Source organism: Actinomyces oris, assembly GCF_001929375.1.
GTDB lineage: Bacteria > Actinomycetota > Actinomycetes > Actinomycetales > Actinomycetaceae > Actinomyces > Actinomyces oris_B.
In genome coordinates, this window is record NZ_MSGO01000021.1 from 1 (window position 1) to 20,623 (window position 20,623).

The window sequence follows — 20,623 nt, forward strand, 5'->3', positions numbered from 1 at the left end:
CACGCAGATAGTGTGCGTGGTGGTTGCGGAAGGCAGCCAACCCAACAACCACATACAGCACCAGACAACAGCAAAGCACTGCCCGTACAATCGTCTCGGTGGTCACAGCGACAGGGATAACGCCCGGTAACCCATCCCGAACCCGGAAGCTAAGCCTGACAGCGCCGATGGTACTGCACCCGCCAGGGTGCGGGAGAGTAGGACACCACCGAGCACACACGTGAAGAAGTTCAGCCCCCGGCGACTCCACACGGAGCCCCGGGGGCTGAACCCATTCCTGCCTACCACCCCCATCCGAGTTGATAAGGGGGAGCAGCGCCTTCGTGAGGGGGCGCGCTTCCCTCGGCCCACAGAATCAACGAAGGTCAGCCGCCTCACCTCGCGCCTACTGGACGTCACCGACGTCGATAGCGTGGCCGGTCTCCTGAATGACAATGGCACCGCCGTCGTCGCGCTGGGTACGGCCCGCCGGTCACGAGAGCGACCTGCTCCGACTGACGCCCGCCGATCCCAACACTCTCGCTATAGACGACATCAAGCCCCGAAGACCTGGCGCTCGCCGTCGTCGACGAGCTGGAGCATCCCGGCGGCGAGCAGCATGTCATCGTCGTCGCCGCGAAACCCAGGGGCTCAGATCCAGGAGGACAGGAGCATGTGGGCGACCCAGAAGGAACGTGAGACCGTCCGCCCGGTCCAGATCGGCCACCAGAAGGCCGTCGCCGCGCAGGCCAGCAGCGTGACCACGATGATGAGGCAGATGCCCTCGGTGCGGATCTGCCACGTCGGCGCCATCGTCCACTTCGACAGGAAGGCCCACGGCCTGCGCCGGCCGGCCGGCTGCGGCGCTCCGCTGGCGGACCATCCTGGCGTGGCGGTGCTCGCCGTTGTCGATGGGCCCGCGTATCCGGTCAGCTCGTTGTAGGCCTGCGCCTGGACGGCATCGGCCCGCGGGCTGGTGACGGGGACGGTGGGCTCGAGGTCGTCGTCGATGTCGGTCAGGGCTGTGTTAATGCGGTACATGCCCGGACCGGTCTCCTCCACCGGCGGTGTCCACACGGGCGTGCGTGCGAACTGCGGGCCGAAACCCAGGAATCTGGCGCCCATGCCGCGCCACGGCCGGATACCCGGGCCGATCTGCCGCCTCTGAAGAGCCTTCATCTGCGCATCGGCACTCGCCGAGCCGGGCAGCGGTGACAGCAGCCCCGAGCCCATGCCCAGCGCCAGCACGAGGACAAGCACGACGCAGGGCACGAAGGCCACCGTGTAGAAGGTGAAGATCGTGCGATCCCGGTACTGGAACCACGGCACGTACAGGCCCAGGTAGCCGATGAGAGGAACCCAGGCCCGCCAGTCGCGGTTCTTCACCCCGATGATGACCACGGCCGCCAGCGCCACGACAGCCGACCACCAGATGACAATGTTCCCGATCGAGGTGATCGCCTGAATGCAGTCCCCACTCCCGCAGGTCTGCGGCACCAGCGCCTTGTCCTCCCAGAAGAAGGAGGTCGGCCGGGTCTGCAGCAGCCAGCCCGAGGGCTTCGACTGGTACGTGTGCGGAGAGTCCAGGCCCACGTGGAACTCGTACATCTGCTGGTGGTAGGCGATGAAGTCGTTGATCCTCTGGAACGTCGAGTCGCCGACGTACCTGGACAGCCAGGGGGCGGGAACAGGTACTCCCTGCTTGAGCTGCTCGGCCGTCCACCCGTGCTTGAAGGCGCCCAGGTGGGTGAACCAGGACCACCAGCAGCCGACGTAGACCACGACCACCACGGGAACCGCCTGAAGGAAGTCGCTCACGCCCTGGGCGACCGTGCCCTCCAGGAACCAGGCCCGTGCACTCACTCGCCGTAGCGCCAGAGTGTCCCAGATGACGACGGCGATGCCGCCCACCGCGACCAGGTAGAGCCCCGACCACTTGATGGAGCAGGTCAGCCCCAGCGCGATGCCTGCGGCCAGCAGCCAGGGGCGGATGGTGGCGTGCGGGGCGCGCGCCCCGGGGCCGGTTCCCGCCATCTTGCGGGCCAGTCTCGCCCGCGACCACTCCCGGTCGCGGACCAGGCAGTACAGGGACAAGGTGGCGAAGAAACCGATGAACACGTCCAGCAGCCCGATGCGGGACTCGGTCAGGGCCACGCCGTCGATCGCCAGGAGCAGTCCGGCCAGTCCGGCCAGCAGCGGTGAGCGGGTCAGGCGCATCGTCAGGCGCGCCAGCAGCATTACCGTGAGGATTCCGGCGACGGCCGGCATGAACCGCCAACCGAAGGGCGACGCCGGCCCGAAGATCTCCATGCCGGCGCCGATGAGCCACTTGCCCAGCTGGGGGTGGACGATGTAGGCCGCCTCCTTGGACAGCCCGGAGAAGTCCCCGGTGGCGAAGGCCGCATCGGAGTTGGGTGCCCAGCTCCCCTCATAGCCCAGGTGCCACAGGGAGTAGGCGTCCTTGACGTAGTAGATCTCATCGAACATGAGCGTCTTGGGGTGGTTCAGTCCGATGAGGCGCAGCAGTGCGGCGATGACGCCGACGACGCCGGTGGCGATCCACCCGCGGGCCCTTACGGCGAGGGGCATCACGGCCCCCACCGGCCCCAGCCCGAGCAGGGTGCGCAGCTCGTCCTCGGTGCGCTCCACTACGGCGGGCTCTGCGTCGGCGGGCTCTGCGTCGGCGGGCTCTGCGTCGGCGGACTCGGCCGGCGTGAGGTCCGTGGCCTCATCCCGCCCCGGGGCGGGTTCCTGTGCTCGTTCCTGCTCCGCGTCCGGGCCGGGGGAACCGTCGCGGGACTGCTCGGGGGACTGTTCGGGAGACAGCGCGCTCGGAGTCGTCACACCCCGAGTGTAGGCGGAGGTCTCATCGAGGGCGCACCGACATACTGTGTCCTATGACTGAGAGCAGCCCGCCCGCACCAGCCGCCACTGTCGGGGACGGCCACGATGACAGACCCGGCCCGGGAGACCTACCCGAATCCACTGCTGCCGACGGCGTCGCTGCTCCTGCCGCCCACAGCCCGGACCTGCGCGGCGGGACGATCACCCTGGCCGCCACCCCGATCGGCAACGTCTCCGACGCCTCCCGGCGCCTGCGCCGTGCCCTGGAGCAGGCCGACCTCATCGCCGCCGAGGACACCCGCCGGCTGCGGGCCCTGGCCCAGCGCCTCGACGTCGAGCCTCGTGGGCGCGTCATCGCCTTCCACGAGCACAATGAGCGCGAGCGCGCCCCCGAGCTGCTCGAGGCCGCCCGCGCCGGCCTGCGTGTCCTGGTGGTCTCCGACGCCGGTATGCCCTCGGTCTCCGACCCCGGGTACCGGCTCGTCCAGGCCGCGGTCCGAGAGCAGGTGCCCGTCACCGTCGCACCGGGCCCCTCGGCGGTGCTGACCGCTCTGGCCCTGTCCGGACTGGCCTCCGACCGGTTCTGCTTCGAGGGGTTCCTGCCGCGCAAGCCGGGGGAGCGGCGTCGCGCCCTGGAGTCCCTGGCCGCCCAGGAGCGCACCATGATCTTCCTGGAGTCCCCCCGCCGCGTCCACGACTCCCTGGCCGTCATGGCCGAGGTCCTCGGTGACGACCGCCCCGCGGCACTGTGCCGGGAGCTGACCAAGACTCATGAGGAGGTGCTGCGGGCCCCCTTGGCCGAGCTGGCCCGGGCCACGGCCGACGGCGTCCTGGGGGAGGTGGTCCTCGTCGTCGCCGGAGCCGAGCCCGTCGTCGCCAGCCCTGAGGCCGCCGCGCACAAGGCCCTGACGCTGGCCGAGGCCGGCATGCGCCTCAAGGCGGCTGCGGCCCAGGCGGCCGGTGAGAGCGGTCTGCGCCCCAACGAGGTCTACCGCGCGACCCTGGAGCTGCGTGAGTCCGCGTTGTCCCGTGACTGCTGAGAGTCTTGGATGTCGGGGCGTCTCACGACACCGGTGGAGCGGATGAGCGGGAACGGGGGCTCGTGCCCGCTCCGCCAGTGAGGCTGCTTCGGTCGCTCGTCGTCGTTCTGATGACGTGAGGCGTCTACTGCACGAGGGGCGGGCGCTCCTGGAGGAAGGTCGGGTGTACTCCACGGGGGTCGGGGGTTCGTTCAGTACGCACAACCTTCGGTCAGTGCACCCCGACCCTCGTGCATGAGGCCGACTCGGGGCGGAAGTAGGCCGGAGCCGACGTCGAACCATGACCTCCGGGTCCCCGGCGCGTTCGATTCCGCTATGGTCGGGTCATGAACACCGAGCACCGCACCGGTTCCCAGGCCCCCGCTCGCCGGGCCCTCATCATCGTCGACGTCCAGCCCACCTTCTGCGAGGGGGGCGCCCTGGCGGTGAGCGGTGGCAACGCCGTCGCCGAGCGCATCGCCGCCCACCTGTCCTCCCACCGGGGGGACTACGACCTGGTGGTCACCACCCAGGACTGGCACATCGACCCCGGAGAGCACTTCTCCAACGAACCCGACTTCATCGACACCTGGCCCGTTCACGGCGTGGCCGACTCCGCCGAGGCCCAGCTCCACCCCGCCCTGAGCGCACTGGAGGCCGACGCCGCCGTGAAGAAGGGCCAGTACGCCGCCGCCTACTCCGGTTTCGAGGGCGTGGACGAGGACGGGCGCACCCTGGCCGACATCCTGAGCGCCGCCGGTATCGAGGCCGTCGACGTCGTCGGCCTGGCCGAGTCCCACTGCGTCAAGGACACCGCCCTGGACGCGGTCCGGCAGGGCTACCGGGTGCGGGTCCTGACCGACCTGACCGAGCCGGTCAGCCCCGAGCTGGGACGTGCCGCCCGCGCCGACATGAGCGCCGCCGGCATCGAGCTGGCACCCTCCAGCTGAAGCCCACTGAAGGCCGCTGACACCGGCGACCAGGGGCGGTCGCCAGCCTGTTCACCAGAGCCGTCACCCCGAACACCATGGGTGCCCTCGCCGATTGTCTCGGCAAGGGCACCCATGTGTTACCTGAGGCGGGCTACTGGGCCGGCCAACCACCGGGCTGCTGGTACGGGCCAGGCTGCCCGGGCTGAGCCTGCGGGTTGTACGCACCCGGCTGCACGGGCTGGGTGAACACCGAGGGCTGCGCGGGCTGAGCCTGCTGCTGCGCGGGTTGCTGCGCCTGTTGCTGGCCCGTCCACCCGAACTGGGCGGTCGGGGCCACCTGCGAGTACTGAGGCTGGGTTCCCACCCCCGCGCCCGAGGGCGCGTAAGGGGCCTGCTGGGGGACCGGCTCCGGCTGCTGGTACTGGGACTGCTGGGAGTACTGCGCCGCCTGCGGCTGCTGGTCGGACTGCCAGGCTCCCTGGGTGTAGACGGTCGGGGACCCGGGCGCCGCGCCGGCCGCCATGCCGAACGCCTCACCCGCCGGGGCCGGAGCCGCACCGGCGGCAGCCAGCTTGGAGCGCCAGGCCATGCCGCCGGCGCCCATCGCCAGGCCCACAACCACCATGATGATCGCGCCGACGACCCCGAACAGTGATATCAGGGTCGCCTGCGCCGACGAGGGGGCGATGATCTCACCCACGGAGACTCCCGCGGTGCTGTTGCAGTCGACGGTGTAGGCGCCCGACTTCTGGGAGGAGAAGGTCGAGAAGAGCTTGCCGCCCTTGACCTTCGTGGATGACGAGCTGGACTTCGTGGTGACGTCGTCTCCATCGGGAGAGGTCACCGAGCACTCCGGCGCGTCGTCGCCGTCGCTGTAGAACAGCCCGTAGGTGCTGCCCTTGTCCAGCTCCACCGTAGCGGCCTGGTCATCCGGCAGGTTGGTGATAGTGGCGTTGAACTGGCCACGGGTGACCGCCGAGCCGATTCCGCCGATGATGGCGATCAGGAGGATGGCCAGACCGGCCACCGCCAACGCCGTCGGGGCGGCCAGGCTCCTGGCCGTCGTCGGTTGGCTCGCGGCACCCGAGAAGCCTGCCTGGGGTGCCTGGAACGGCGCGGCCGGCGGGTACTGCGAGGGCTGGCCGCCGGCAGAAACGGGGTCGTAGCCGTTCGCCGGCCAGCCTGCTGAGCTCGCTGAGTACTGGGAGCCGGGGTACTGGGACATAACTGGCCTTTCTGGTCCATCGTGTCCGTGTGAGAGGCGCGTGGGAACACGTCGTGACGGCGTGCGCGGCGGTATTGCGATGCCGAGACCGCACGGCACCCCCGAGAGCCACCGGGAAGTGCCGAAACGTGCCGGGACAACCATCGAGCGGAGGCCGCAGGACTCGGACAGACTACCGGGTGCCGGTGCGCCCCCGCAGGCCGTGGACCAGATCCGTGGCCGTGGACTGAAGCGGTCGGGAACCCGATAGGCTGGCCTCCATGACCCACATCCTGTCCGCAGTCGCCTGGCCGTACGCCAACGGCCCGCGTCACATCGGCCATGTCGCCGGCTTCGGTGTTCCCTCTGACGTCTTCTCACGCTACATGCGCATGGCCGGTCATGACGTCCTCATGGTCTCGGGCACCGATGAGCACGGCACCCCGATCCTCGTCGCCGCCGACGAGGAGGGCCTCAGCGCCCGTGAGCTCGCCGACCGCAACAACCGGCTCATCGTCGAGGACCTCGTGGCCCTGGGCCTGTCCTACGACCTGTTCACCCGCACCACCGCCGGCAACCACTACCACGTGGTCCAGGACATGTTCACCACCGTGCGGGACAACGGCTACATGGTCCAGCAGGTGACCCGCTCGGCGATCTCCCCCTCCACCGGGCGCACCCTGCCCGACCGCTACATCGAGGGCACCTGCCCGATCTGCGGCGCCGAGGGCGCCCGCGGGGACCAGTGCGACACCTGCGGCAACCAGCTCGACCCCACCGACCTCATCAGCCCGCGCTCGCGGATCAACGGCGAGACCCCAGAGTTCGTGGAGACCACCCACTGGTTCCTGGACCTGCCCGCCCTGGCCCAGGCCCTGGGCGCCTGGCTCGACGAGCGCGAGTCCTCCGGCACCTGGCGGCCCAACGTCATCAAGTTCTCCCAGAACCTCCTGGGGGACATCCGCCCACGCGCCATGACCCGCGACATCGACTGGGGCATCCCGGTGCCCGGCTGGGAGGACCAGCCCACCAAGCGCCTCTACGTCTGGTTCGACGCCGTCATCGGCTACCTGTCCGCCTCCGTGGAGTGGGCGCGCCGCAGCGGCGACCCCGAGGCGTGGCGCGCCTGGTGGAACGCCCCCCAGGCCCTGTCCTACTACTTCATGGGCAAGGACAACATCGTCTTCCACTCCCAGATCTGGCCCGCCGAGCTCCTGGGCTACAACGGCCAGGGGGAGCGCGGCGGAGAGCCGGGGCGTCTGGGCGTGCTCAACCTGCCCACCGAGGTCGTCTCCAGCGAGTTCCTCACCATGGAGGGCAAGAAGTTCTCCTCCTCCCACGGCATCGTCATCTACGTGCGCGACTTCCTCCAGCGCTACCAGGCCGACGCCCTGCGCTACTTCATCTGCGCGGCCGGCCCGGAGACCGCGGACGCGGACTTCACCTGGGCGGAGTTCGTGCGGCGCACCAACGGCGAGCTCGTGGCCGGCTGGGGCAACCTGGTCAACCGCACCGCCTCCATGATCCACAAGCGCTTCGGGCAGATCCCCGAGCCCGCCGAGCTGGAGGACATCGACCGGGCCCTGCTCGACGCCGTCGAGGCCGGCTTCGCCTCCGTGGGCGACCTCATCGCCCAGCACCGCCAGAAGGCGGCCCTGGGGGAGGCGATGCGCCTGGTCGGGGAGGCCAACAAGTACGTCGCTGACACCCAGCCCTTCAAGCTCAAGGGCGAGGACCCCGCCACCCAGGCCCGCCTGGCCACGGTCCTGCACACGCTGGCCCAGGCGGTCACCGACCTCAACCTCATGCTCTCGCCCTTCCTGCCGCACGCCGCCAACGACGTCGACCGGGTCCTGGGCGGACGCGGCCGGATCGCCCCGATGCCCCGCATCGAGGAGGTCGACGAGCTCGACCCCGACCACCTGCCCGAGGCATTCGACGGCCGCACCGGCTACCCGATCATCACCGGCGACTACCAGGGCGCCCCCTCCTGGGGGCGCCACCCGGTCACCGTCGGCACCCCCGTGGCCAAGCCGGCCCCGGTGTTCACCAAGCTGGACGAGTCGATCATCGAGGCCGAGCTGGCCCGCTACGCCGGCTCCGGGCCCGACGACGTCACCGGCTCCTGAGGGCGCATGGGCTCGAGGAAGCGCGACCGCTCCTGGCCGCCGGCCGACGCCGTCGCCCCCCTGGCGGCGCCGGTCACCGACAACCACACGCACCTACCGGTCCCGGCGGACGCCGGCGGCCCCGGCTCCGAGGCGCCGCTGAGCGCCGCCGAGCTGGTCGAGCGCGCCGCCGCCGTGGGCGTGACCCGCATGGTGACCTCCGCCTGCGAGGTCACCACCTGGGAGGAGAGCCTGGCCCTGGCCCGAGACCTGCCGGGGGTGCGCGTGGCCCTGGCCGTGCACCCCAACGAGGCCGTCCTCCACGCCGGGGTGCGCGAGACCGGCCCCGACGGGCTCGAGCCCCGGGTTCAGGAACATCACGCCGAGCCGCTCGAGGAGGCCATGGCCCGCCTGGAGGAGACGCTCAGGGCGAACGCCGAGGTCGTCGTCGCCGTCGGGGAGAGCGGCCTGGATTTCTTCCGCACCGGTGAAAAGGGGGCCGCCGCCCAGCGCGAGGCCTTCCGGGCGCACATCGCCCTGGCCAAGGACCTCGACCTGCCCCTGCAGATCCACGACCGTGACGCGCACGCCGCCTGTGTGGAGGTGCTCAAGGCCGACGGCGCCCCCGCTCGCACCGTCTTCCACTGCTTCTCAGGCGGTCCGCGGCTGGCCGCCGCCTGCGCCGAGCACGGCTGGTACGCCTCCGTCGCCGGCCCGCTGACCTACCCGGCCAACGACTCCCTGCGGGAGGCGGTCGCCGTCCTGCCCGAGGCGCTGCTCCTGGTGGAGACCGACGCCCCCTACCTTCCTCCCAAGCGCTGGCGCGGCCGCCCCAACGCCTCCTACCTGCTGGGTGACACGGTCCGCTTCCTGGCCGAGCAGCGGGGCCTGAGCGAGGAAGACCTCTGCCGCCGTCTGCAGGCCACCACCGAGGCGGTCTACGGGACCTGGTGAGCGCCGTCGGCCGCCGAGGACCGACGGGGACGCCCGGGGCTCAGACCCATGGGCCCTGACGTCCTGCGGGGAGGGTGCCCGCAACCCCGGGAGGAGGAAAAGAGCGCGCGGCGGTGGCGGCGCGGCCGATTTTGTCCGGACGATACCTCCCAGGTTGACATCGTTCTTCCAGGGGTGTCCCAGGTGGGTGGTAGGTGGGAATCAGGGCTCCTCTGCACGGTTCCGTCACAAGCCCACAGGGTGTGAGCAGGTGCATTGGCACGTCCCTGGGTCATCGGTTACGGTGACACGCAGTCGTCAAAACGAAGGAAGTTCTATCGTGGGTCGTCACTCCCAGACCAGCTCCCTGAGTACTACACTCGCCGGCCTTGGCTCCATGGCCTCCAAGAAGCGGACCGTCTCCGGCCTCCGCGGCCGTCGTCGCGCTGAGGGACCCGCCAAGACCTCCCTGACCCCCATGCTCTTCAAGGCGGGGGGCGCCGCAGCCGCCTTCTCCCTGGCGGTCTCCGGTGCCGCCTACGCGGCCATCTCCGCGGGGGATGACGAGGGGCGCTCCTCCTCGGGCGGTTCCTTCGGGCTGATCGGTGGCGAGTCGGACGGACAGACCAAGGCCGCCGCCACCCAGAAGGCCGGTGCCGGCAAGATCGCCAGCGCCCAGACCTCCACCACCACCGTCGACGAGCCGCAGGTTCACAGCACGGTGAAGAAGGAGACCGACTCCCTGCCCAAGGGTGAGACCAAGGTTGAGACCGCCGGCGTCGACGGGCTCGTGCGCACCACCTACGAGATCACCACCCAGGACGGCGAGGAGGTCTCCCGCACCCCGATCGCCCAGGTCGTCGTCACCAAGAAGGTGGACGAGGTCGTCCTGGTGGGCACCGGGGAGCAGCAGGCTCAGCAGGAGGCCGCCCAGCAGGCCCAGTCCGCCGGTGACGGGCAGGCGGCCCAGTCCAACGGGAGCGGTGAGGGCTCGAACAGCAGCACTCCAGCACCCTCGGCCAACCCCGGCGCGGGGACCGACCCCGACAGCGCCAAGGCCATCGCCCGCTCCATGATGGCCGGCCACGGCTGGGGGGACTCCGAGTTCACCTGCCTGGAGAGCCTGTGGACCCGTGAGTCCAACTGGAACTACCAGGCCGAGAACGCCTCCTCGGGCGCCTACGGCATCCCCCAGGCGCTGCCCGGCTCCAAGATGAGCGAGATCGCTGACGACTGGGCCACCAACCCCACCACCCAGATCACCTGGGGCCTGAACTACATCTCCGGCCGCTACGGCACCCCCTGCTCGGCCTGGGCCCACTCCGAGTCCGTCGGCTGGTACTGAGCTGAAGCGGCCGCCCGGGACGTCATCTCGCCCCGCGGCACCCGGAACGTCGTCGACGGCGCCCGTCTCCTTGTATGGAGCGGGCGCCGCGACGTTGTCATGGGACGCCCGTCACGTGGGAGTGAGGTGGCTAATTGTCGCCGCCGTAGCGCTTCCACTACCGTGGCACTCGCCGTCAACTGGAAGGACGCCTGCCCATGACTCCCCCCGCCCGTCCCCATTCCCATGCCCTGCCGGAGGAGCCGCAGGCCCCGGTCACGCAGGAGGCGGCCCAGGAGCGGCACGGCACGCGCACCATCGCACTGCGCGCCGGTCTGGCGGCCCTGGCCCTGTCGGTCGCGGTCTCCGGGGCCGCCTACGCCGCTGTCCGCGTGGGGGAGCCGTCTCGGGCCTCCGGCGTCGAGTCTGCCGCGCAGCGCACCGATGGCCTGGGAGCTGAAGGCGGTCGCAGCAGGGTGTCGGTCACGCCGAGCACCCAGAAGGTGACCACCGAGACGGTCGACGCCGCCGACCCCCACGGCTCCGTTCAGCAGGAGAGCGGCGACCTGCCCGAAGGTGAGACCAAGGTGACCACGGCCGGTGTCGACGGCGTCGTGCGCACCACCTACGAGGTCACCACCGTGGGCGGTAAGGAGGTCTCCCGCACCCCCGTCGCCCAGGTCGTCGTCACCCAGAAGGTTGATGAGGTCGTCCTCGTCGGCACCGGCGCGGCCAAGAAGCAGGAGAGCAAGCAGGACCAGTCCCAGGGGCAGGACCAGGGCCAGGGCCAGACTCAGGCGCCCTCGGAGTCCTCCGGCGGATCCGGTGGGAGCGACGGTTCTACCAACGGCCCGGTCGGGGACGACGTCTGGGCCAAGCTCGCCCAGTGCGAGTCCGGCGGCAACCCGCAGGCCAACACCGGCAACGGCTTCTACGGCATGTACCAGTTCACCCTGGAGACCTGGCAGTCCCTGGGCGGATCCGGCTACCCCCACGAGGCCGACGCCGCCACCCAGACCGCCATGGCCAAGAAGCTCCAGGCCCAGGCCGGCTGGGGCCAGTGGCCCGGCTGCGCCGACAAGCTCGGCCTGCGCTGATCGGCCCGAGCCGCACCGGGGGCGCCGCGCACACCCCGGTACAGCTCATGCAGAGAGCATGCGGCATGTTCCCAGATATCTCACAGTGACAAAGGGCGGGTGCCGGTTACTGTGTTCCCATGACGTTGCCGGCCCCCGATTCACAGGTGCCCCCGGCAGGAGCAGCCCGCGCGGAGCCCACCCACCAGGACCCCCGTGATCCCCAGGGCCACGGCGCCTCCGCGGGATCCCAGGTCGCGGGTCTCCTGGGCCCCACCGAGGTCCGCGGCCTGTCCCAGGCGCTCGGCATCCGCCCCACCAAGACACTGGGGCAGAACTTCGTCCACGACGCCGGCACGGTGCGCCGCATCGTCAGGAGCGCGGGCGTGCGCCCCGACGACACGGTCCTGGAGATCGGCCCGGGCCTGGGCTCCCTGACCCTGGCCCTCCTGGAGGCCGGGGCGCGAGTGATCGCCGTCGAGATCGACCCCGCCCTGGCCCGGGCACTGCCCGTCACCGTCGCAGACCGCATGCCGCCGGCCGCCGGCCGCCTGACCCTCATCCAGGCCGACGCGCTGAGCATCACCGGCCCGCAGTCGCTGGGCGAGGCCGGGGCCCCTCCCACCCGCCTCGTGGCGAACCTTCCCTACAACGTGGCCGTCCCCGTCCTGCTCACCGCGCTGGAGGCCCTGCCCAGCCTGGAGAGCGTCACCGTCATGGTCCAGGCCGAGGTCGCCGACCGCCTCGCCGCCGAGCCCGGCTCGCGGACCTACGGGGTCCCCAGCGTCAAGGCCGCCTGGTACGCCGCGGCCCGTCGCACCCTGACCATCTCCCGCCACGTCTTCTGGCCCGTGCCCAACGTCGACTCCGCCCTCGTCGAGCTCGTGCGCCGCCGGCCCCCCGTCACGCGCGCCACCCGCGAGCAGGTCTTCGCCGTGGTCGACGCCGCCTTCGCCCAGCGCCGCAAGACCCTGCGCAAGGCCCTGGCCAGGCTCGCCGGAGGGGCCGACGCCGCCGAGTCCGCCCTGCGCGCCGCCGGCATCGACCCGACACGGCGCGGCGAGACCCTCGACATCACCGCCTTCGCCGCCCTGGCCGAGGTGCTGCAGCTCGTCGCCGCCGATGAGACCGCTGCGACAACGCCTCCCACCCCACAGGAGCAGTCATGAGCCATCTGCGTGCCGTCCCCGACGGCCCCACCGGTCCGCGCGAGTCCACCGTGCCGCCCCGCAGCGGCTCGGCCAGCTCGGTGCGCGTCGAGGCCCCCGGCAAGGTCAACCTCTTCCTGTCCGTCGGCGCCCCCGGCCCAGACGGCTACCACCCGCTCACCACGGTCTTCCAAGCGGTCCGCCTCATCGAGACCGTCACCGCCCGCAGGCAGTCCGCCCAGGACCACGGCACCGTCACGCTCACCCTTGAGGAACCCGACGCCGACGTCCCCGCGGACGACTCCAACCTGGCCGTGCGGGCCGCCACGCTCCTGGCGCAGACCACCGGCGTCAGCGAGGGCGTCGACCTCCTGCTGCGCAAGCGCGTCCCCGTCGCCGGTGGAATGGCCGGAGGGTCCGCCGACGCCGCCGCCGCCCTCGTGGCCTGCAACGCCCTGTGGGGCACGGGCCTGTCCCTGCCCGAGCTCTCCGCCCTGGCCGCCCGCCTGGGGGCCGACGTCCCCTTCCCCCTGACCGGGGCCACCGCCGTCGGGAGCGGACGCGGCGACCTGGTCACCCCGATCATGACCCGGGGCGCCTACCACTGGGTCTTCGCCCTGGCTGAGGAGGGCCTGTCCACCCCGGCGGTCTTCCGGCGCTTCGACGAGCGGGCCGGCGCCGGCCGGCCCGCCTTACGCGACGTGCCCGAGACCCTCACCGCCGCCCTGCGCGCCGGGGACGCCCACGCCCTGGCGGGCTCCCTCCACAACGACCTGCAGGCCGCCGCCCTCGACCTGCGCCCCGAGCTGGCCGAGGTCATCACCGTGGCGGAGGAGGCCGGGGCCCTGCGCGCCATCGTCTCCGGCTCCGGACCCACCATCGCCGCCCTGGTCGAGAACCCCGGCAGCGCCCAACGGGTCTCGCGCGCACTGAAGGCCTCGGGCCTGGTCGCCGACGTGCTGCGCGCCGACGCCCCCGTGGCCGGCGCCCGGGTGGTGGGCTGATGGCGCACCTGCTCGGCGTGGAGAACCTGCGCCTGACGGTCGGCTCGCGCCTGCTCCTGGACGAGGTCACCCTGGGGCTGGAGGACGGCACCCGCGTCGGCGTCCTGGGCCCCAACGGCGCCGGCAAGTCCACCTTCCTGGCGGCCCTGGCCGGTCGGCGCGAGCCCGACGGCGGCCGTGTCACCCGCACCGGCGGCGTGAGCGTGGCCGTCCTCAGCCAGGCCGACGACCTGCCGCCTGGTGCCACCGTGCGCACCGCCATCCACGGTCAGGCCCCCGAGCACGAGTGGGCCTCCGACCCGGCCGTGCGAGACATCCACGCCGGGCTCATCGCCGACCTCGACCTGTCCGCCGACGTCGCCACCCTCTCCGGGGGCCAGCGCCGCCGCGTCGCCCTGGCCGCGGTCCTCACCCGCCGCGCCGACGTCGTCATCCTCGATGAGCCCACCAACCACCTCGACGTCGAGGGCGTGGACTGGCTCGCCCGCCACCTGCGGGTCCGCTTCAACGGCCCGGGCGGCCGAGCCAGTGGTGCCCTGGTCACCGTCACCCACGACCGCTGGTTCCTGGACGCCATCTGCACCAACGTGTGGGAGGTCGTCCCCGGCATCGACCCCGGCGGCGGGCGTCCCCAGGTGGCCGGCCGTATCGAGACCTACGACGGCGGGTACGCCGCCTACGTCCTGGCCCGGGCCGAGCGCGCCCGCCAGGCCGCCGTGGCCGCCGTCAAGCGCGAGAACCTCCTGCGCAAGGAGCTGGCCTGGCTGCGCCGCGGCGCCCCCGCCCGTACCTCCAAGCCCCGCTTCCGCACCGAGGCCGCCGAGGCCCTCATCGCCGACGTGCCACCCCCGCGCGACACCGTGGCCCTGACCGCCATGGCCACGGCCCGCCTGGGCAAGAAGGTCCTCGACCTCGAGGACGTCACCGTGCGCTACCCCGGGCCGCCCACCGACAGCGGCGAGGCGACTCAGCGGGAGGTCCTGCGCCGAGTCACCTGGCGGCTCGCACCCGGTGAGCGGGTCGGCGTCGTCGGCGTCAACGGTGCCGGCAAGACCACTCTGCTGCGCCTGCTCGAAGGCGTCCAGGAGCCCACTGCCGGCCGCGTCGCCCGCGGCAAGACCGTTCAGGTGGCCACCCTGTCCCAGTCCACTCACGAGCTCGACGCGCTCGCGGACCTGCGCGTCGTCGAGGCCGTGGCCATGGTGGGGGAGAGGGTCGTCGTCGGGGACAAGGAGATGACCGCCGCCCAGCTCGTCGAGCGCCTGGGCTTCACCCGTCAGCGGGCCTGGACCCGGGTGGGGGAGGTCAGCGGCGGGGAGCGCCGCCGGCTCCAGCTCCTGCGCCTGCTCATGACCGAGCCCAACGTGCTCCTGCTCGACGAGCCCACCAACGACCTGGACACCGACACCCTGGCCGCCGTCGAGGACATCCTCGACTCCTTCCCCGGCACGCTCGTGGTCGTCTCCCACGACCGCTACCTCCTGGAACGGGTCACCGACCACCAGGTGGCGCTGCTGGGGGACGGCGGCGTGCGCGATCTGCCCGGCGGGGTCGAGCAGTACCTCCAGATGCGCCGTGAGGTCATGGGCGCCGCGGGGAGCCCGCGATCCTCGGCGGGCGCTGCGGTATCCGCGACGACGCGGGCGGCGAGTGAGTCCACGTCTGAGCGCAGCGCCTCGAGCGGGGCCCGCCGGCACGAGGCCCGCAAAGCGCTGGGGCGCATCGAGCGGAAGATGGAGCGCGCGGCTCAGTCGCTCGCCGCGCTGCACGCGCGCATGGAGGAGGTCTCGGCCGATCCGAACCGGGTGGGGGAGCTGGCCGAGCTCGGCCGTGAGCTCGTGGCCGCTGAGGCGACCCACGCCGATCTGGAGGAGCAGTGGCTCGAGGCGGCGGAGGCGCTGGAGGCCTGAGAGGCGGCGCCGTGGCGGCCCTGGGGCCTCATCGCTGGAAGCGGTGGAGAGGGATCGGGCTCGGGGAGAGGGATCAGGAGCGGGGACTGAAGCGGCGTCGTCGCTGCTTGTAACCGCCCGGGCCGTCAGGGCCGCTCAGACGACGGGGGCGACCTGGCGGGCCAGCTCGACGAGATGATCCAGGTTGGGGGCGATGTCCTCGGCGGCGGCGCCCCACAGGCGCATGATCAGGTCCACCGGGACCGTGGGCAGTCCCGCCAGCCTCAGGACGACGACGCCCTGGGTGGGGCCGTTGGACTCGTAGAAGGCGGAGAACCCCACCATGTCCGGGCCCGGTCGCAGGCGCACCAGCTCGGCCTCGGGCAGGAGCGCGGAGACGAGGTGGCGCTGGGTGGCGCGGCGCGCCTCCTTGGAGCCGTCGTCCTTGGCGATCTCCAGGCTGAGGTCGACGACGAAGGGCGGATGGGCGACGTCGTCGATATGCATGAGGCGGGCGAAGCGGCCCTGGCGCTCCATGGCCTGCAGCTCGTTGAGCAGGGACTCCAGCTCGGAGCGCCACTGAGGCCCGGTCACTCCCAGGTGGGCGCTGCGGTGCCTGGCCTCCTCCCGCGCCCACCCCGGAGGTGGGAAGGGCGGGATGATCACCCATCGCTGGGGATCAGGAGTGACCGCGATCTGCACTGTGTGTTCCTTCCGAGACCTCGTCCGACTGCGAGGCAGTGGTCTGGGCGCCTACCATGTCTGTCCTATGAGGACCCGAGAGCGACATACGACAATTATGCCTGCATCCGCACGCCGCCGTGTGGTCCGCGTGCTGGTGGATGCGGGGCTCATCATCGCACTCTGTGCCGTCACGGAGCGCTGCTGTGGAATCTTATTCGCTGTCGGGGCGGTTGTGCTGCTTCTTGCTGTGATGACTGCCATGATGGCAATGACAGGCGCCACACCCGGCGGGCTGGTGACGGGGGTCCGTCTGCGGAGGGTGACGGACACGAACAGTCCCCCCGGGCGCTCGGCGGTGATTTACGTCGCATTTTTGGGCCTTTCTTTGGTGGCAACCGCAGGGCTGGCCCCCCTGGTGTTGTGGATTCTCTCACTATGGCGTGCTGAACAGCGCACCTGGTTCGACCGACTGGCCGGAACGGTTCTTCTCAGTGCCAGACCGACCTCGGTCTCGACCTGCTCCCTGGTGGTTGAGGGCTCAGTAATCCCAGTTCTGGGGCCGATTGTTCTCGGGCGCCGACCGGCCCCGATCGGCTCCCACCCCGATGCGCAGCTCGTCGCGGTGCTCCGTTCGGAGGACTCCGTGTCCAAGACGCACGCCCTGTTCGTGCCCGCTTCGGATGGGGTGCTCGTCACAGATCTGGGTTCGACGAACGGCACCCACGTCGAGGACGAGGAGGGTGTTCACCGACTCTCACCCGGCCGACCGGAGTACGTGCAGCGGGGACGGCAGGCATACTTGGGTGACGGTGTCTGTATCGTCCGTTGAGGAGAAAAATGATGACAAACAGCCCGAACAGCAGCGCGAACAACGAGGTCTGGTGGACCGAGGGTTCGTGGACAGGCGTGGTCACGCCACGTGCTGTGATGATCCTGCCCCCGTCGGTGCCGCAGGACCTCACCGAGCGCCTGTGGCGGCTGCTGCGCAGTGAGGAGGCCTCGCTGACGCGGGCCCTGGATGAGCTGGTGATGGGGATGGGCGGACGTCTGGGTGCGATCCCGGACTTCGTGCTCGCCGTCTCGGCGCCCGAGGACGTCTTCCACGTGGCGCTGCGCGGTGCCCCGCAGATGGAGGTCGATGGCAAGGCGCTGGACGCCTCCGCGGTCACCACCTGGTTCGAGACGACGGTGACCGCCCCCAACTCGGTCATCGTCAGCGCGCCCGACGGCGCCGGTCAGGTGCGCCGCCCGGCGGTCGACGCCGTCGTGAGCACCGGCCACCTGGTGCTGCGCGGGTCGGAGAAGTCGAGTGGGACCCCGTCCCCCAGCCGTGCATCGTCGAGGGGGTCCGGTGACTCCGACGACGATGACCCTGACCCGGCTGGTCCTGACTACTCCAACGCTTCTGCCGGTTCCGCCGGAACCCCTGCCACTGCGGTGAGGACCTCCCGGTCCTCCCGTCGGGCATCGCGTCGCGCCTCGCGCCGTCAGTCCGCCTCGTCGGACCGCTCGGAGCAGGACGACTCGTCTGAAGGGGCGCCTGCCGAGACCGCCGGTTCCGCCGACGTCGTCGACGACCTCATCGAGATCGCGCAGGACAACGCCGAGCAGCAGGCCCTCGATGGCGCCGAGCTCGCCGCGTCCCTCGCAGCCGCTGAGGCCGCCGGGCTCACCGCCGGTCAGTTCGAGGACTCCGACGCCTCCGAGGAGTCGGCCCTGAGCACCGACTCCGAGGGACCCGCTGACCTGCTGGCCGTCGTGGCCGGCATCTCCGAGGCCGCTGAGGCGACGCCGTCGCCCGAGCTGCCCGAGTCGGTCGAGACCCCTGTCGCGACCCCGGACGCCCAGACCCCTGAGGCTGCCGAGGCCGCCACCCAGTCCTTACCGGAGGCTTCCGATGAGGATCTGCTGATCGCCCCCGTCTTCGATATCCCGGCCCTGCCGATCCCCTCCGCTCAGGAGGCAGAGGCCATGATCCCGCCCCCTCCGCCCCCGTCGAGCGAGGATCTTGAGGCTGCTGGTATCAAGGACGCTGCTACCGAGGTCACCGAGGTCGTCCAGACCCCGGCCGACTTCGTGCCCGTTGAGGCCGCCGAGGCCGCCGTGGTCGCGGAGGCCACTGCTGTTGCCGAGGCCGCCGCGCAGGCGCACGCCGAGGAAGAGCCCGTACGCTCCGGGGACCACGACGGACAGACCATCAACGGCCTGCCCGAGGACCTCTCCCAGGAGCTGCGCACCGAGCTGCTCAGCCAGGGGCTCGGCCCCCTGGAGCCGAGCCAGTCGGCGGAGGCCGCCGAGTCTGCCGGAACCGCAGCAGCGGCTGCGAGGCCGGTCGAGTTCGTGCAGCCCTTCGACGGCGAGCCGGCGACCGCGGAGCTCGGTCGCGGGGACCACGACGGACAGACCATCAACGGCCTGCCCGAGGACCTGGTCGGCGAGCTCGTCTCCCTGGTGGGAACCGGGCCCTCCAGCCCGGCGTCCCCGGTCTCGGCGAGCTCTCCCAGCGAGCCCGACGCCATCCGGATCGTGCTGTCGGCGGTGTGCTCTCAGGGCCACCCGAACCCCACGAACTACACCGTGTGCCGCGTCTGCGGAGCTGAGCTCAACCGTCCGGCCAAGTCGGTGGCCTGTCCCCCTCTGGGGCGCGTGGTCACCTCCGGCGGCGAGAGCATCGAGCTCAACCGTCCCCTCCTGGTGGGTCGCAACCCTGTGGCCGACGACATCACCAGCGTCGCGGAGGTCCCCCTCCGTCCGCTGACCGTCGCCAGCCCCAACCAGCTCGTCTCCCGCAACCACATCCTCATCGACCTGGATGCGTGGAGCGTTCTGGCCCAGGACCTGGGCAACTGCAATGGCACCGTTCTCAACCGCCAGAACGAGGCGCCTGTGCGCCTGTCCTCGGCGAATCCGGTGCTTCTGCGCAGTGGAGACGTCCTCGACCTTGGCGATGGTCAGACCCTCGCCTTTGAGAACCTCCCCTGATGCTGGATCACAAGGGACCGCCTCCGGTCATCTCCGGGTTCACGTACCTGGAGAGACTCGGAGCGGGAGGCTACTCCACGGTCTACCTCTTCGAGCAGCACATGCCCCGCCGCGAGGTCGCGGTCAAGGTCATGAATGCCGACGTGGAGGACAAGACCGCCTCCCGCTTCGAGTCGGAGGCGAACCTCATGGCGCGGGTCTCCTCCCACCCGGCCATCCTGTCCATCTACGGCGCGGGCGTCTCCGCCGACGGCCACCCCTTCCTGGTCATGGAGTACTGCCCACCGCCGCAGCTGGGTGCCATCTTGCGCCAGGGTCCCCTCAATGTCGCTGAGACCCTGTCCACGGCGATCCAGATCGCCGGAGCGGTGGAGACCGCTCACCGGGCCGGCATCGTCCACCGGGACATCAAGCCCGCCAACATCCTGTTCACCACCTACCGTCGTCCGGTGCTCTCGGACTTCGGCATCTCCGCCATGAGCGGCCCGGAGGGGGCCGAGGAGCTGCGGGGGATGAGCGTGCCCTGGGCTCCCCCTGAGCAGCTGGTCGGGATGCGCTCGGCCAATCCGGCCTCCGACATCTACTCCCTGGGGGCGACCACCTTCGCGATGCTCACGGGGCGCAGCCCCTTTGAGACCGACGGCGTCCCGGACGTCTACGAGCTCTCCCGCCGTATCGTCAAGGACCCCCTGCCGCCGCTGGGGCGTCAGGACGCCCCGCCGTCGTTGCACCGCGTGCTGTCGGTGGCGATGGACAAGAACCCGGACTCGCGCTACCCGACGGCGTTGGCCTTCGCCCGGGCGCTCCAGCAGGTCCAGGCCGAGCTCGACCTGCCGATCACGACCGTCGACCTGTTCCAGGAGCCGGACAAGGCCGCGAAGTCGGCCCGGCGGCCCAGCCCCGACGAAGTCGACACCGCCACGAAGATGGGGGTGTTCAACCAGGTCGACGTCACCAGCGAGCACATCGCCATGCGGGTGGAGCCCGACAGCGAGGACAAGGGCTCGTCGTCGGACTCGGAGGCAGGTGAGCCGAGCCGCCCGAACCGCATGCGGGCCGTGCTGACCGGGTTGCTCGTCGTGGCCATGGTCGCCGCCGTCGTCGCCGCGATCGTCGTCTCCCAGAACCAGGACAAGCGGAAGAAGCCCAACAATCCCATCGCCACGATCGCCCCGCAGCCCAACTCCAACCCCCTGCAGGCCTCAGTGCCCATGGTCGGCGACATCGTCGGCGAGGCGCAGGGCGACGGCACGGTGAAGTTCACCTGGGGCGAGCCGGAGACGAACTGGAGTGGCAGCTACCTCTACCGGGTCAAGCTGCCCGATGAGGAGACCGAGCTGGACTCCGTCCGCATCAACGAGGTGGTCGTCAACGCCCAGCCGGCGCGCACCTGCCTGGAGGTCACCGCGGTGCGCTCGGACGGTAAGGCGTCCCCGGCCAAGACCGCCTGCGTCGACACCCCCTGAGGCCTCGTCCCGGAGCCGATCCCGACGACGA

Annotated in this window: 15 protein-coding genes and 1 rRNA gene; 13 read left to right on the forward strand and 3 right to left on the reverse strand. The window is 71.1% G+C overall.

The features are described 5' to 3' along the window. Nucleotides 1-94 precede the first annotated feature (94 nt). Nucleotides 95-214 (forward strand): 5S ribosomal RNA (rrf, locus tag BKH32_RS05475). A 416-nt stretch (nt 215-630) separates the two neighbouring features. Here rrf and BKH32_RS05480 read toward each other — a convergent pair. After that, entirely contained in the window at nt 631-2,823 is a 2,193-nt protein-coding gene (locus BKH32_RS05480; protein ID WP_075249007.1) for a dolichyl-phosphate-mannose--protein mannosyltransferase, read from the reverse strand. 53 nt (nt 2,824-2,876) lie between these two features. Here BKH32_RS05480 and rsmI point away from each other — a divergent pair, with 53 nt between their 5' ends. Then, nucleotides 2,877-3,863 carry a 16S rRNA (cytidine(1402)-2'-O)-methyltransferase gene (gene rsmI, locus BKH32_RS05485; protein ID WP_075249008.1) on the forward strand — a complete coding sequence of 329 codons (987 nt, stop codon included), beginning with the start codon at nt 2,877-2,879 and terminating at the stop codon, nt 3,861-3,863. Between the two features lie 326 nt (nt 3,864-4,189). Beyond that, entirely contained in the window at nt 4,190-4,792 is a 603-nt protein-coding gene (locus BKH32_RS05490) for an isochorismatase family protein (RefSeq protein ID WP_075249009.1), read from the forward strand. A gap of 133 nt (nt 4,793-4,925) precedes the next feature. Here BKH32_RS05490 and BKH32_RS05495 read toward each other — a convergent pair whose 3' ends face one another. Continuing rightward, nucleotides 4,926-5,999 (reverse strand): hypothetical protein, encoded by a 1,074-nt coding sequence (locus BKH32_RS05495; protein WP_075249010.1) that lies wholly within the window; start codon nt 5,997-5,999, stop codon nt 4,926-4,928. A gap of 260 nt (nt 6,000-6,259) precedes the next feature. On the opposite strand from BKH32_RS05495, the gene metG reads away from it, so the two are divergent. The 7 genes from metG to BKH32_RS05530 all read left to right on the forward strand — a co-directional run bounded on the left by metG (nt 6,260) and on the right by BKH32_RS05530 (nt 15,481). Continuing rightward, on the forward strand, nt 6,260-8,107 hold the full coding sequence (gene metG / locus BKH32_RS05500) for a methionine--tRNA ligase (RefSeq protein ID WP_075249011.1): 1,848 nt from the start codon (nt 6,260-6,262) through the stop codon (nt 8,105-8,107). A gap of 6 nt (nt 8,108-8,113) precedes the next feature. Beyond that, nucleotides 8,114-9,040, forward strand: coding sequence for a TatD family hydrolase (locus tag BKH32_RS05505; RefSeq protein WP_075249012.1), 927 nt, complete (start codon nt 8,114-8,116; stop codon nt 9,038-9,040). A 319-nt stretch (nt 9,041-9,359) separates the two neighbouring features. Beyond that, entirely contained in the window at nt 9,360-10,364 is a 1,005-nt protein-coding gene (locus BKH32_RS05510; protein ID WP_075249013.1) for a G5 domain-containing protein, read from the forward strand. A gap of 197 nt (nt 10,365-10,561) precedes the next feature. Beyond that, on the forward strand, nt 10,562-11,440 hold the full coding sequence (locus BKH32_RS05515) for a resuscitation-promoting factor (RefSeq protein WP_075249014.1): 879 nt from the start codon (nt 10,562-10,564) through the stop codon (nt 11,438-11,440). 119 nt (nt 11,441-11,559) lie between these two features. Then, the gene (rsmA, locus tag BKH32_RS05520; protein WP_075249015.1) at nt 11,560-12,588 is read left to right on the forward strand and encodes a 16S rRNA (adenine(1518)-N(6)/adenine(1519)-N(6))-dimethyltransferase RsmA; all 1,029 of its coding nucleotides are present in this window, start codon (nt 11,560-11,562) and stop codon (nt 12,586-12,588) included. Beyond that, nucleotides 12,585-13,571 (forward strand): 4-(cytidine 5'-diphospho)-2-C-methyl-D-erythritol kinase, encoded by a 987-nt coding sequence (locus BKH32_RS05525; RefSeq protein WP_075249016.1) that lies wholly within the window; start codon nt 12,585-12,587, stop codon nt 13,569-13,571. The genes rsmA and BKH32_RS05525 overlap by 4 nt, the downstream gene beginning before the upstream one ends. Next, a complete protein-coding gene (locus BKH32_RS05530) occupies nt 13,571-15,481 on the forward strand; it encodes an ABC-F family ATP-binding cassette domain-containing protein (RefSeq protein ID WP_075249017.1) in 1,911 nt (636 codons plus the stop codon). Before BKH32_RS05525 ends, BKH32_RS05530 begins: the two co-directional genes overlap by 1 nt. Nucleotides 15,482-15,616: 135 nt before the next feature. Here the strand turns inward: BKH32_RS05530 and BKH32_RS05535 are convergent, their stop codons facing one another. Continuing rightward, a complete protein-coding gene (locus tag BKH32_RS05535; protein WP_075249018.1) occupies nt 15,617-16,162 on the reverse strand; it encodes a hypothetical protein in 546 nt (181 codons plus the stop codon). A 97-nt stretch (nt 16,163-16,259) separates the two neighbouring features. Between BKH32_RS05535 and BKH32_RS05540 the strand changes: the two genes are divergently transcribed. From BKH32_RS05540 to BKH32_RS05550, 3 genes are read left to right on the forward strand one after another with little or no spacing between them, the layout of a single operon-like run. Then, nucleotides 16,260-16,973, forward strand: a complete 714-nt coding sequence (locus BKH32_RS05540; RefSeq protein WP_178384563.1) for an FHA domain-containing protein — start codon at nt 16,260-16,262, stop codon at nt 16,971-16,973. A gap of 8 nt (nt 16,974-16,981) precedes the next feature. Further along, a complete protein-coding gene (locus tag BKH32_RS05545) occupies nt 16,982-19,126 on the forward strand; it encodes an FHA domain-containing protein (RefSeq protein WP_075249020.1) in 2,145 nt (714 codons plus the stop codon). Beyond that, complete coding sequence (locus tag BKH32_RS05550) at nt 19,126-20,592, forward strand: serine/threonine-protein kinase (RefSeq protein WP_075249021.1); 1,467 nt, start codon at nt 19,126-19,128, stop codon at nt 20,590-20,592. Before BKH32_RS05545 ends, BKH32_RS05550 begins: the two co-directional genes overlap by 1 nt. Nucleotides 20,593-20,623 lie beyond the last annotated feature (31 nt).

What these genes read in the sequence shown, in the direction of transcription:
- rsmI (WP_075249008.1), top strand. Translation starts at nt 2,877, where the DNA reads ATGACTGAGAGCAGCCCGCCCGCACCAGCCGCCACTGTCGGGGACGGC.
- BKH32_RS05490 (WP_075249009.1), top strand. Translation starts at nt 4,190, where the DNA reads ATGAACACCGAGCACCGCACCGGTTCCCAGGCCCCCGCTCGCCGGGCC.
- BKH32_RS05495 (WP_075249010.1), bottom strand. Translation starts at nt 5,999, where the DNA reads ATGTCCCAGTACCCCGGCTCCCAGTACTCAGCGAGCTCAGCAGGCTGG.
- metG (WP_075249011.1), top strand. Translation starts at nt 6,260, where the DNA reads ATGACCCACATCCTGTCCGCAGTCGCCTGGCCGTACGCCAACGGCCCG.
- BKH32_RS05505 (WP_075249012.1), top strand. Translation starts at nt 8,114, where the DNA reads ATGGGCTCGAGGAAGCGCGACCGCTCCTGGCCGCCGGCCGACGCCGTC.
- BKH32_RS05515 (WP_075249014.1), top strand. Translation starts at nt 10,562, where the DNA reads ATGACTCCCCCCGCCCGTCCCCATTCCCATGCCCTGCCGGAGGAGCCG.
- rsmA (WP_075249015.1), top strand. Translation starts at nt 11,560, where the DNA reads ATGACGTTGCCGGCCCCCGATTCACAGGTGCCCCCGGCAGGAGCAGCC.
- BKH32_RS05525 (WP_075249016.1), top strand. Translation starts at nt 12,585, where the DNA reads ATGAGCCATCTGCGTGCCGTCCCCGACGGCCCCACCGGTCCGCGCGAG.
- BKH32_RS05530 (WP_075249017.1), top strand. Translation starts at nt 13,571, where the DNA reads ATGGCGCACCTGCTCGGCGTGGAGAACCTGCGCCTGACGGTCGGCTCG.
- BKH32_RS05540 (WP_178384563.1), top strand. Translation starts at nt 16,260, where the DNA reads ATGCCTGCATCCGCACGCCGCCGTGTGGTCCGCGTGCTGGTGGATGCG.
- BKH32_RS05545 (WP_075249020.1), top strand. Translation starts at nt 16,982, where the DNA reads ATGATGACAAACAGCCCGAACAGCAGCGCGAACAACGAGGTCTGGTGG.
- BKH32_RS05550 (WP_075249021.1), top strand. Translation starts at nt 19,126, where the DNA reads ATGCTGGATCACAAGGGACCGCCTCCGGTCATCTCCGGGTTCACGTAC.